Here is an 11,518-nt window from a genome sequence, read left to right on the forward strand (position 1 = left end):
CGAACTAAATCGTCTGCAAGCTTAGTCGGGCTTTGTTGTGCAGGGATTAAAACAGGACGAGGCTGCGACCTTGGCCGAGCGGGACGCCTTGTTCCAAAGTGACTCGAGGCGTTGTTCGAACCGGGCCCGCATGGCAGCGATGGCGGCAAGGGTGTCGGCGGATGGCCGATGAGTCCGGAAGGGGTCGCCCGCCAGATCCGTGCCCTGCCATGCGACCGGGTGGGTCGTTGGCTGCTTGTGAATGATGTTCACGTTGAAATCGACTCGAAGACAGAAAAAACGACGCCAGCTGCTATGGTTTTCAATGCTGGCACCGTGTTTCATCCTAGCACGCAGCCCGCGCATATGCCGGGGTGCGCACCAGTTTCGGGGCGGCAGCGGCCATAAAAAAGAGAGGCTCATGGCCTCTCTTTGCACCTTGCGGTGCGGTGCGCGCGGTGGCTGAGCCACCTGTTGTCTATCAGTTGCCCAGGTTGCGAATCGCCTCGGGAGTGTACTGGCTGGGCTTGAGGTCGTCCTTGCCCAGAATCGGTGCCTTGGGGCGCTCCTGGACCAGATTCATGCTCACATAGGAGCCGGCATTCAGGTCATAGTAGAACGATGTGCCCGCATGCCATTTCTTGATGTCGTAGGCATAGTAGTAATTGATTTCACCGTGCTGCCACAACTGGCCGCGTGCGTCGTAGAAGTCGCCCGAGACGGCGTGACCGGTGTCTTCGTCGATGAACATCACACGCTTGGAGTACAGGTGACGGAAGCCGGGCTTGAGCTTGCCCTCCAGCACCCAGACGCGGCGCAGTTCATAGCGGGTGTAGGCAGGGTTGGGATGACCGGGCTTGAGCAGATCGGCGTATTTCATCTGCTGGTTGATGCGGAAGGTGTTCGCAGGAATGAACATCTCGCGCTTGCCGTGCATGGTCCACTCGTAGCGCTCGGAGCCGCCGTTGAACAGGCGCTCGGAGTCGATGGTCGCCTTGCCGCTGGTGCCGGGGGAGGGCTGGTCATAGCCGAACTCGGGCAGTTGGCGCACGCGGCGAGTGCCGGGATCGTAATTCCAGGCCAGGCGCTTGTCCGTGCCGAAGTTCATGGGCTCGATGGACAGAATCACTCCGCCTTTTTCGCGCTCGGGCAAGATGGAGAAATTCGTCACATAGGCGTATTTGCCTTCGTTGGGCTTGCCCAGATTTTCCTTGGAGTCATAACGACTGAGCTGGATATAGCTGGTGCGGCCCCAGGCGATATCGCCGCTTGCGCCCACCAGTGCCATGTCGCGTTCCACCTCTTCGGTGCTGGCGCGGCTGGGCATGAGGTTGTTCCATAGCAGTTCCAGGCCGGTCTTTGGAATGGGGAAGGGCAGAGCGCCCATGAAGCCCTTGACTCCATTGCCGTCGTTGACTACCTCGGCTTCCAGTGCATTGCGCTTGATGACGGCGCAGATGTCGTCGTCATAACGGAAGTCGCGGTGGCCCGGATAGACGGGAATGCGCATGGTGGTGGGGAACTTGGCGAGTAGCGCCTTCTGGCCGGCGCTGAGCTTGTCGCCATATTGCGCCATGTTGGCGGCCGTGATTTCGAACAGCGGCTTTTCGTTGGCGTAGATATCGGGCTGGAACTGTCCCACTGACTTGGTGAACTTCACGCCGGGAGGAACGCCCAGGATCTTGCCCGTGAATGGCGGGATGCTGCCGTCGGCATTGCCGGCTTTGATGGCGCCGGTGCAGGTCAGCTCCTTGCCCAGCTTGTCGGCTTCCGTGGCGAGAACCTTGGCACAGGCGGCTCCTGCGCTCAGCAAACCTATGCACAGCATCAGTGCTGTGCTCATCGTCTTTTGTTGCATTGCTCTTGTTTTCCTAGTGAAAAAACCTTGCAGGCCGTTGCCTGTGAGCATTTATTCTTCAGATATTTGTCATGACATGAATCGTCTGTTGGGACTAATCGACGGCATTCGAGGCAGGCCCGGGACGCAAAAAAGGCAGCGCCGTTGCCGGCGCTGCCTTGGGTGGGATCAAAAATGACTAGGTATTAACGCGAGCCGTTCAGATCCATTTCCGAGTATTTGACGATCTTGGTGCCTTTGACCCATTTGTAGCCAAACCAGATGACCAGGAAGAGAGGCAGGCCGATATAGGTGGCGATGGCACCGACCCAGTCGATCTGGTCCTTGATCAGGTTTTCATAGTTCTGGCCCAAGGTGATGATCAGGCACAGCACAAAGGCGAAGATGGGGCCGAAGGGGAAGGCCGCTGCCTTGTAAGGCAGCTGGTTCATATCGTAGTTCTGCACTTCGCAGCCCTTGCGGAAACGGTAGTGGCTGATGGCAATGCCCAGCCAGGCGACAAAGCCGCACATGCCGGACAGATTCAGCAGCCAGATGTAGACCACTTCGGGGCTGAAGATATTGGTCAGAAAGCACAGGGCGGCAATCACGGTGGTGGCGATCAATGCCAGCACGGGCACGCCGCGCGTGTTGACCTGGGCAAACAGCTTGGGCGCCATGCCCTGCTTGGCCAGCGCATACAGCATGCGGGTGGAGGCATACATGCCGGAGTTGCCGGCCGACAGCACGGAGGTCAGCACCACGGCGTTCATCACGGCAGCGGCACCCAGCAGGCCGGCACGTTCGAACACCAGTGTGAAGGGGCTGACGGCGATATCGCCCAGATCGTTGCGCAGCAACTTGGGATCGGTATAGGGAATCAGCAGGCCGATGATGAGGATGGCAAAGACGTAGAACAGCAAAATGCGCCAGAACACCTTGCGCACGGCCTTGGGCACATTCTTGGCGGGATCTTCGGATTCGCCGGCAGCGATGCCGATCAGCTCCGTGCCCTGGAAGGAAAAGCCCACCACCATGGCCACGCCGATCAAGGCTGCAAAACCACCCGCAAACGGCGCGTCGCCTGTGCTCAGGTTGGCGATATTGCCCCAGATACCGTCAGGCGCGCCGCCTTGCAAAATACCGAAGATCATCAGCACGCCGATGGCGATGAAGACCAGCACCGTTGTGACCTTGATGGCGGCAAACCAGAACTCGGACTCGCCAAAGCCCTTGGCGGACAGTGCATTCAGGCCGAACATCAGTGCCAGAAACAGTGCACTCCACAGCACGCCGTTGGTGCCGGGGAACCAGTAGGCCATCACCAACTGCGCCGCAACCAGGTCCACGGCAATGGTCACGGCCCAGTTGTACCAGTAGTTCCAGCCCAGGGCGAAGCCAAAGCCTTCATCCACGTACTTGGCGCCATAGGTGGCAAAAGAGCCGGAGACTGGCATGTGTGCAGCCATCTCGCCCAGACTGGTCATCAGGAAATAGACCATCAGGCCCACAATCATGTAGGCCAGCAATGCGCCGCCGGGGCCTGCTTGCGAGATGGTTGCGCCAGAGGCGACAAAAAGGCCGGTGCCGATGGAGCCGCCGATGGCGATCATCGACATATGTCGGGCCTTGAGGGAACGGTGCAAGCCACCGTTGTCAGTTTTTGCTTGGCTATCGCTCATGAGAGATATTGGTTTTTTGCGGATCATGAAGCCTTGGCGGTCCTGGCTGGTAAAAGCCTGGGCCCCATGCCCGTTTGTTGCGCCCTGATATCAGGAGTCCCCGGGTATCAACGCGGTCAGCGTGAACGGCGATGACATGCATCGTGCTCAGTGGCTTCCGATAGGGTGCAGATTGTGAGCGATTTGCGCATGAGCCGTACAGCGTGAGCTGTGGATTAGGGCAGCCATGGCTTGAATCGATATCTAAGTGTTTGATATTTCAGAATTAATGACTGGATCAGGAATTCCAAAAAATATCCTTAAATCTTCGTCAAATCGTCGACGAGAGCGGCTTCATACTTGGCGTGCATTCGGCATGGATCTGTCTATTTGATTGTTTTATTGTCAATTTCGTCAAAAATAAATGCCGAAATGTCAATGTTGGTTGTCGATAGTTTCTATCTTGAGATGAAAAAAGCCGCCAGCCAATGGTTATCAAGGACTGGCAGCTTCTTTTTTGATAGTGAACTGTGTGCGGTCAGGCCGTCCGGCCTCCATCAACTGAGCAGCAAGGCGTCATCCGCGAGCTTCTCGCCACGCACCTTCTCGAACATATGCAGCAGGTCGGGCACGTCCATTTTGGAGCGCTCTTCGCCGCTGACGTCCAGCACCACATTGCCCTGGTGCAGCATGACGGTACGCGTGCCCACATCCAGCGCCTGGCGCATGCTGTGCGTCACCATCATGGTGGTCAGATTGGCTTCCTGCACGATGCGTGCCGTCAGCTGCAGCACAAAGTCCGCGGTGCGCGGGTCAAGAGCTGCCGTGTGTTCGTCCAGCAGCAGAATGCGCGAAGGCTGCAGCGCCGCCATCAGCAGGCTCACGGCCTGGCGCTGTCCGCCCGAGAGCAGACCGATGCGGTCGGTCAGGCGATTTTCCAGACCCAGGCCCAGCGTGGCCAGACGGTCGCGGTACAGCTCGCGATTGCTGGCCTTCACTGCCTTGGACAGGCCGCGGAGGTTGCCGCGCTCGTGCGCCAGCGCCATGTTCTCTTCGATGGAAAGGTCTTCACAGGTGCCGGCCATGGGGTCCTGAAACACGCGGGCCACCTGCTTGGAGCGGGACCATACCGGCATGCGCGTCATGTCGATGCCGGCAATTTCGATCTTGCCCTTGTCCACGCTCTGGTCGCCCGAGACGCAGTTCAGAAATGTGGACTTGCCTGCGCCGTTGGAGCCGATGACGGTCACGAACTGACCGTCGGGGATGGACAGCGACAGGCCGCGCAGGGCGCGGGTTTCGATCGGCGTGCCGGGATTGAAGGTGAGTTCGAGGTTTTGTGCGTTCAGCATGATGTATTCCGATCAGTCACTGAGGGCGCAGCATTTGTTAGTGCTGCAGTTCCTTGGCGAGAGGGCCAGCAAGGGCCGCCCCGCAGCAAAGGCCATCGTCCCCCTTGGGGGACGCGGCAAAGCCGCTCAGGGGGTTACTTTCTCTTCAGCTTTTTCTTGATTTGCGGAATCACCAGTGCGATGGTCACCAGCACTGCCGTCACCAGATTCAAGTCCTGTGCCTTGAGGCCGATGGCATCGATATTGAGGGCCGCAGCGATGAAGAAGCGGTAGACCACGGCGCCGAGCACCACGGCCAGCGTGGCCCAGATGATCTTGCGCGAGGGCAGGATGGTCTCGCCCACAATCACGGCCGCCAGACCGATGACGATGGTGCCGATGCCCATGGAGATGTCGGAGCCGCCCTGCGTCTGCACGAACAGCGCTCCGGCCAGACCGACCAGGCCATTGGAAATTGCCATGCCCAGCAAAATCATGGCGCCGGTGTTGACGCCCTGGGCGCGGGCCATGCGGGCGTTGGAGCCCGTGGAGCGGATGGCCAGACCGCGTTCGGTGGCAAAGAACCAGTCCAGAGCCAGCTTGGCCACGATGACGAAGCCCAGCATGATGAGAGGGCGCATCACATAGTCGTCAATGTTCGCCGGCTGCAGCATGGTGAACAGCGTGGGTTCGTTGATCAGCGGCACATTGGGGCCGCCCATGATTCGCAGGTTGACCGAGTACAGGCCGATCATCATCAGGATGGAGGCCAGCAGGTCCATGATCTTGAGCTTGACGTTGAGCCAGCCTGTGATGAAGCCCGCCACGGCACCGGCTGCCGTGCCGGCCAGCGTGGCCAGCCAGGGGTTGGTGCCCGTGGAAATCAGAATGGCGCACACCGCACCGCCAAGGGGAAAGCTGCCGTCGACCGTCAGATCGGGGAAACGCAGCAAGCGAAAGGAGATGAAGACGCCCAGCGCCACCAGGCTGAAGATCAGGCCAATTTCAATGGCACCGAGGATGGAAAATAGAGACATAGAGAGAGCGACAGGCGCGGCAAACGTCTAAAAAAATCGGCAGGGCCATGTTGCCACGGCACCTGCCGCTGTGCTGGCACCGCCTGAGAGCGGCAGTGCTGGCGACAGGGAGTGGATTACTTGACCACGGTAGCGGCGGACTTGATCAGCGCGTCGGACAGCTTCACGCCTTGCTTTTCAGCGGCGCCGGGGTTCACGAACAGTTCCATCTTGGTAGAGACTTCGGGCTTGATGTCGCCGGGCTTCTCGCCCTTGAGAATGCGCACCACCATGCGGCCGGTCTGCTCGCCCAGATCGCGGTAGTTAATGCCGTAGGCGGCCACGGCGCCGCGCTTGACGGAGTCGGTGTCAGAAGCCACCAGAGGAATCTTGGCGTCCTGGCCAACCTTGACCAGCGATTCATAGGCCGACACCACGTTGTTGTCGGTGTTGGTGTAGATCACGTCCACCTTGCCCACCAGCGAGCGTGCGGCGCTGGAGACGTCCACCGAGCGGGGAGCCGCAGCAGTCACCAGAGTCCAGCCCATCTTGGGCAGCAGGGCCTGCAGTTCCTTCACGACCACGGCGGAGTTGGCTTCACCGGGGTTGTAGACCATGCCGATGCGCTTGGCATTGGGCACGACCTGCTTGACCAGATCCATCTGCTTGTCCAGGGCCAGCAGGTCGGAAACGCCGGTCACATTGTTCTTGGAGGGTTCCCAGCTGGCGACCAGCTTGGCGGCCACGGGGTCGGTCACGGCAGAGAACACGACAGGCACGGTCTTGGTCGACGCGATCACGGCCTGGGCGGAAGGCGTGGCGATGGCGACGATGGCATCGGGCTTGTCACCCACGAACTTGCGCGCGATCTGGGCAGCCGTACCGGTATTGCCCTGTGCACTCTGGTACTGCCACTTCAGGGACTTGCCTTCTTCGTAGCCGGCTGCCTTCAGGGCATCCTTGACGCCGTCGCGCACCGCATCCAGGGCGGGGTGTTCAACAATGGCGGTCACGGCCACGGACTTGGTATCGGCGGCATAGGCACCCGACATGGCGGAAATTGCCAGGGCCAGTGCGCCCATGCGGGCCAAGGACAGCTGCTTCATGTGTATCTCCAGCGTTTGTTGTGTGTTGCAGGTGAATTAAGACGGCAGTGCGTGATGCGCGTCGCCTCGCGGCAAAGTCTACTGCACCGATCTGGCTGTCTTCGCGATTGAGATAACCTTGTTTATCCCTATACGATGATCGCGAAAAAATGGCATGAAAGCTGCGCAAAGCGCTAATTGGCAGGAGTTAGTGTGTGTGGAAGCAGGGCTATGGCGCGCAATATTGCGTTGAGTGGTGCCTGATTTAGGTTTTGTGCCGCATTTTTCCTGCGCATGATGCGATATGGGCAGGCATATTGATGCAATTGCCTGTTTTTTGAACATGGCTCTTTCTGCGCCGTCAAGCGATCTTCAATGAGTGATTTGCGGCGATTGCGGTGGCATGCGTTTTTTCTGTGATGCTGCAAATTTGTGGACATTTGGCGGCCTGCGTTGCTAAAAACATTCAGCCCATGAAAAAAGCCTGCCCAGCAATGGCTGGCGCAGGCTTTGTGGCGCAGCATCCGGAGCAGCTGCTGCCGAATGCAATCGCGGACGTGTTACATGCCTGAGTAGTTGGGGCCGCCGCCGCCTTCGGGTGTCACCCAGACGATGTTCTGTGTCGGGTCCTTGATGTCGCAGGTCTTGCAGTGCACGCAGTTCTGTGCATTGATCTGCAGGCGCTGCTTGCCGGCATTGGCTTCGTCCTCGACGAATTCATAGACGCCTGCGGGGCAGTAGCGCTGCTCGGGACCGGCGAACTTGGTCAGGTTCACGTCGACAGGAACGCTGGCGTCCTTGAGCGTCAGGTGAGCTGGTTGGTTCTCTGCATGATTGGTGCTGCTGATGAACACGCTGGAGAGACGGTCGAAGGTCAGCTTGCCATCGGGCTTGGGATACTCGATGGGCGTGCAATCGGCCGCAGGCTTCAGATAGGCATGGTCGGGCTTGTTGCGATGCAGCGTCCAGGGAATGTTGCCGCGCAGAACGAACTGCTCCAGGCCGTTCATGATCGAGGCGGTGGTCAGGCCTTTCTTGAACCAAGCCTTGAAGTTGCGTGCCTTCCACAGCTCCTCATACAGCCAGCTGTTCTCGAACGCATAGGTGTAGGCGGTCAGTTCGTCGCTCTGGCGACCTGCGACGATGGCGGCGTAGGCAGCTTCTGCGGCCAGCATGCCGGTCTTGATCGCGGCATGGCTGCCCTTGATGCGGCTGACGTTGAGGAAGCCGGCTTCGCAGCCCACCAGCGCGCCGCCGGGGAAGACAAAGCGGGGCAGGCTGGAGATGCCGCCGGCCGTGATGGCACGGGCACCGTAGGAGATACGCTTGCCGGGCTTGATGCCATTGGCTTCGTCGCCTTCCAGGTAGTAGCGGATATTGGGATGGGTTTTCCAGCGCTGCATCTCCTCGAATGGAGACAGATAGGGGTTGGAGTAATCCAGGCCGGTGATGAAGCCCAGTGTGACCAGATTGTCTTCCAGGTGATAGAGGAAGGCACCGCCGTAGGTGTCGCTCTTCATGGGCCAGCCTGCGGTGTGCAGCACCATGCCGGGCTTGTGACGCTTGGGGTCGATTTCCCAGAGTTCCTTGATGCCCAGACCGTAAGTCTGCGGGTCGCGGTTGGCGTCCAGGGAGTACTTGGCGATGATCTGCTTGCCGAGGTGGCCGCGCGCACCTTCGGCAAAGATGGTGTACTTGCCGTGCAGCTCCATGCCCAGCTGGAAGTCGCCTGTGGGCTCGCCTTCCTTGCTGATGCCCATATTGCCGGTGGCCACGCCCTTGACGGAGCCGTCTTCGTTGTAGAGCACTTCGGCCGCGGTAAAGCCGGGGAAGATTTCCACGCCCAGGGCTTCGGCCTGCTCTGCCAGCCACTTGGTAACAAAGCCCAGGCGAACGATGTAGTTGCCTTCGTTATGGAAGCACTTGGGCAGCAGCCAGTTGGGCGTGCGCAAGGAGCTCTTCTCGCCGAGGAAGACCATGGCGTCTTCGGTCACGGGCTGGTTCAGGGGAGCACCCTTTTCCTTCCAGTCGGGGATCAGCTCGGTCAGCGCGCGAGGATCCATGATGGCGCCAGACAGCGTGTGTGCGCCAGGCTCGGAGCCTTTTTCCAGCACGACTACGGATACATCCTGACCTTTTTCGGCCGCCAGCTGCTTGAGGCGAATGGCAGTGGCCAGGCCACCGGGGCCACCGCCCACCACCACCACGTCATATTCCATGGCCTCTCGCGGGCCGTACTGGGCCAGGATCTCTTCGTTTGTCATCGGGAAAGTCTCGCTTGATATTGGATTGGGAAAACTGGCGTGCGCGGCCTTGGCAGGTGCGTCTGCAAAAACCGCGATGCGGGCGATTCTATGCTGACAGCCCGGCACGACCGTGCAGATTTGGCGACAGCGCATCAATCGGTGTTGCGGCAAAGTCCATAGGCTAGTGATCGCCCCAGGGCGTGCCATCCCTCAAAGAAACTAGAACAAGGTGGTGATGCAGTTGCAAATCTCGTTCAATCAGGAGACATACCGGCATGAAAATCGAGCTGCCCGAGCTGAAGAAGCAAGTCTATGAAACGCGTTTTCCCGTACGCTGGGGCGATATGGACGCCATGGGGCATGTCAACAATGCCCAGTACTTTCGCTATCTGGAAACTGCGCGCATCGACTGGATGCGCGGCATGGGCCTGAATCCGGACCCCGCGGGGCAGGGGCCGGTCATCGTCAACGCCTTTTGCAATTTCTATCAGCAGCTTGCGTATCCCGACGAGGTGCTGCTCAAGATGTTTGTCAGCGATCCCGCGCGCACCACTTTTGAGACCTGGGCCACCATGGAGCGCCTGGCGCAGCCGGGAGTCATCTGCGCCGCTGGCGGAGGCACGGTGATCTGGGTGGATTTCCCCCGGCAGAAAGCCGCTGCGCTGCCGGACTGGATACTTTCGGCGGTAACGGCCTGAGTCCCGTTCGGAATTCCGTATATCGCTTCGAATATCGTCCGGAAAACCGATTGTGGTTATGCAAAAAAGTATTTTGAATATAAGCAAATCAAAGACTTGGACGTGATTTTTTGGCTGGCACGGTATGTGCTTAAAGGACGGCACGCCGCTTCACTGCGGCTGACCAAGTGAGACTGGGGCTGGGCCTTGCTGACGAAACCTCGGTTCCGTCGGCGGTCCGTCTCGGTTTGTTGTCGCTGCCGGAACCCGGTGCCTGCATGGCCCGGATTCAGGCAGCGGCTCAAACAACGCATACCAAGATTCCAAGAAATGAAATCCAATCGCCTGACCATCATGGTTCTGCTGGCCATGGTTCTGGGTGTGGTTGTGGGCTATCTCGTCCACGCCAACGCCGCGACACCGGAGACAGCCAAAGACATTGCCGGCTATTTCGGCATTCTCACCGACGTATTTCTGCGCATGATCAAGATGATCATCGCGCCCCTGGTGTTTGCCACGCTGGTGGCGGGGCTGGCCAATATGGGCGATGCCGGCTCTGTGGGCCGCGTGGGTGGTCGTGCGCTGGGCTGGTTTATCGCGGCATCGTTCTGCTCGCTGTTTCTGGGTCTGGTTTTTGCCAATGTGTTGCAGCCCGGCCACGGCCTGACGGTGGAGCTTCCCACGAATGCCGAGAGCCTGGGTCTGAAGACCGGTGCGCTGAATTTCAAGGATTTCATCACCCATGTCTTCCCCAAGAACATCTTCGAGGCCATGGCCACCAATGAGGTGTTGCAGATCCTTGTGTTCGCGCTGTTCTTCGGTATCGCTCTGGGCTACCTGAACCATCAGAAAAAGCACATGCTGGTCGATCTGATGGAAGAGACCTCGCATGTCATGCTGCGCGTGACCGAGTACGTGATGCGCTTTGCGCCCGTGGGCGTGTTCGGCTCTGTCGCCGGCACCATTGCCACCCACGGACTGGGCATGCTGCTGGTGTTCGGCAAATTCCTGCTGGGCTTCTATATTGCGCTGGCCGCGCTGTGGGTGCTGCTCATCGGTGCCGGCTATCTGGTGCTGGGCAAGGATGTCTTCCGTCTGCTGTCGCTGATTCGCGGCCCGGTGCTGGTGGGCTTTTTCACGGCCAGCAGCGAATCCACGCTGCCCAAACTCATGGAACAGCTGGAAAAATTCGGCATCAAGCCACGTATCACAGGCTTTGTGCTGCCTCTGGGTTACTCGTTCAACCTCGATGGCTCCATGATCTACACCACCTTCCTGGCCATCTTCATCTCTCAGGCCTATGGCATCGAGATGTCGCTGACCGCGCAGCTGACCATGCTGCTGGTGCTGATGATCTCCAGCAAGGGCATTGCCGGCGTGCCTCGTGCCTCGCTCGTGGTGGTTGCCGCCGTGCTGCCCATGTTCGGTTTGCCGGAAGCGGGCATCCTGCTGATTCTGGGTATCGACCATTTCCTGGACATGGGCCGTACATTGACCAATGTGCTGGGTAATGCCATTGCCACGGCCGTGGTTGCCAAATGGGAAGGCGACGAAGAGCAGGAGTCGTGTGCAGATCTGGCTGTCGAGCCACAGCTGATGCCCGAGCCCATTCGCGCCCGAGCCTGATCGTCCCCTTGCCCGGATTCCTGTCCCCTGCGGTGCCGGGCGCTGCTACCATGGTTCGCA

10 protein-coding genes are annotated in these 11,518 nt (G+C 59.3%); 2 read left to right on the top strand and 8 right to left on the bottom strand.

Going from position 1 to position 11,518, the window contains the following annotated elements:
• Nucleotides 1–21: 21 nt before the first annotated feature.
• The 8 genes from ACWGXF_RS16090 to ACWGXF_RS16125 all read right to left on the bottom strand — a co-directional run bounded on the left by ACWGXF_RS16090 (nt 22) and on the right by ACWGXF_RS16125 (nt 9,173).
• The gene (locus tag ACWGXF_RS16090; RefSeq protein ID WP_164091599.1) at nt 22–402 is read right to left on the bottom strand and encodes a hypothetical protein; all 381 of its coding nucleotides are present in this window, start codon (nt 400–402) and stop codon (nt 22–24) included.
• A 58-nt stretch (nt 403–460) separates the two neighbouring features.
• Entirely contained in the window at nt 461–1,837 is a 1,377-nt protein-coding gene (locus ACWGXF_RS16095; RefSeq protein WP_256630592.1) for a DUF1329 domain-containing protein, read from the bottom strand.
• A 185-nt stretch (nt 1,838–2,022) separates the two neighbouring features.
• Nucleotides 2,023–3,435 (bottom strand): amino acid permease, encoded by a 1,413-nt coding sequence (locus ACWGXF_RS16100; RefSeq protein WP_003064899.1) that lies wholly within the window; start codon nt 3,433–3,435, stop codon nt 2,023–2,025.
• A gap of 599 nt (nt 3,436–4,034) precedes the next feature.
• Nucleotides 4,035–4,829 carry an ABC transporter ATP-binding protein gene (locus tag ACWGXF_RS16105; protein WP_003064901.1) on the bottom strand — a complete coding sequence of 265 codons (795 nt, stop codon included), beginning with the start codon at nt 4,827–4,829 and terminating at the stop codon, nt 4,035–4,037.
• Nucleotides 4,830–4,963: 134 nt separating this feature from the next.
• Entirely contained in the window at nt 4,964–5,845 is an 882-nt protein-coding gene (locus ACWGXF_RS16110; RefSeq protein ID WP_012838434.1) for an ABC transporter permease, read from the bottom strand.
• A gap of 116 nt (nt 5,846–5,961) precedes the next feature.
• A complete protein-coding gene (locus ACWGXF_RS16115; RefSeq protein ID WP_039050780.1) occupies nt 5,962–6,930 on the bottom strand; it encodes an ABC transporter substrate-binding protein in 969 nt (322 codons plus the stop codon).
• 173 nt (nt 6,931–7,103) lie between these two features.
• Complete coding sequence (locus ACWGXF_RS16120) at nt 7,104–7,433, bottom strand: hypothetical protein (protein ID WP_256630591.1); 330 nt, start codon at nt 7,431–7,433, stop codon at nt 7,104–7,106.
• Between the two features lie 36 nt (nt 7,434–7,469).
• Nucleotides 7,470–9,173 carry an electron transfer flavoprotein-ubiquinone oxidoreductase gene (locus ACWGXF_RS16125; RefSeq protein WP_034355525.1) on the bottom strand — a complete coding sequence of 568 codons (1,704 nt, stop codon included), beginning with the start codon at nt 9,171–9,173 and terminating at the stop codon, nt 7,470–7,472.
• 257 nt (nt 9,174–9,430) lie between these two features.
• Between ACWGXF_RS16125 and ACWGXF_RS16130 the strand changes: the two genes are divergently transcribed.
• Both ACWGXF_RS16130 and ACWGXF_RS16135 read left to right on the top strand, forming a co-directional pair.
• Nucleotides 9,431–9,853, top strand: coding sequence for an acyl-CoA thioesterase (locus tag ACWGXF_RS16130; RefSeq protein ID WP_256630590.1), 423 nt, complete (start codon nt 9,431–9,433; stop codon nt 9,851–9,853).
• Between the two features lie 309 nt (nt 9,854–10,162).
• Complete coding sequence (locus tag ACWGXF_RS16135; RefSeq protein ID WP_039050781.1) at nt 10,163–11,458, top strand: dicarboxylate/amino acid:cation symporter; 1,296 nt, start codon at nt 10,163–10,165, stop codon at nt 11,456–11,458.
• The last annotated feature ends 60 nt before the right edge of the window (nt 11,459–11,518 follow it).

This window comes from Comamonas sp. HJ-2 (assembly GCF_053615495.1).

Excerpts from the sequence above, each read along its gene's own strand:
- ACWGXF_RS16090 (WP_164091599.1), bottom strand. The coding sequence starts at position 402 with ATGAGCCTCTCTTTTTTATGGCCGCTGCCGCCCCGAAACTGGTGCGCA.
- ACWGXF_RS16095 (WP_256630592.1), bottom strand. The coding sequence starts at position 1,837 with ATGCAACAAAAGACGATGAGCACAGCACTGATGCTGTGCATAGGTTTG.
- ACWGXF_RS16100 (WP_003064899.1), bottom strand. The coding sequence starts at position 3,435 with ATGTCGATGATCGCCATCGGCGGCTCCATCGGCACCGGCCTTTTTGTC.
- ACWGXF_RS16105 (WP_003064901.1), bottom strand. The coding sequence starts at position 4,829 with ATGCTGAACGCACAAAACCTCGAACTCACCTTCAATCCCGGCACGCCG.
- ACWGXF_RS16110 (WP_012838434.1), bottom strand. The coding sequence starts at position 5,845 with ATGTCTCTATTTTCCATCCTCGGTGCCATTGAAATTGGCCTGATCTTC.
- ACWGXF_RS16115 (WP_039050780.1), bottom strand. The coding sequence starts at position 6,930 with ATGAAGCAGCTGTCCTTGGCCCGCATGGGCGCACTGGCCCTGGCAATT.
- ACWGXF_RS16120 (WP_256630591.1), bottom strand. The coding sequence starts at position 7,433 with ATGCTGCGCCACAAAGCCTGCGCCAGCCATTGCTGGGCAGGCTTTTTT.
- ACWGXF_RS16125 (WP_034355525.1), bottom strand. The coding sequence starts at position 9,173 with ATGACAAACGAAGAGATCCTGGCCCAGTACGGCCCGCGAGAGGCCATG.
- ACWGXF_RS16130 (WP_256630590.1), top strand. The coding sequence starts at position 9,431 with ATGAAAATCGAGCTGCCCGAGCTGAAGAAGCAAGTCTATGAAACGCGT.
- ACWGXF_RS16135 (WP_039050781.1), top strand. The coding sequence starts at position 10,163 with ATGAAATCCAATCGCCTGACCATCATGGTTCTGCTGGCCATGGTTCTG.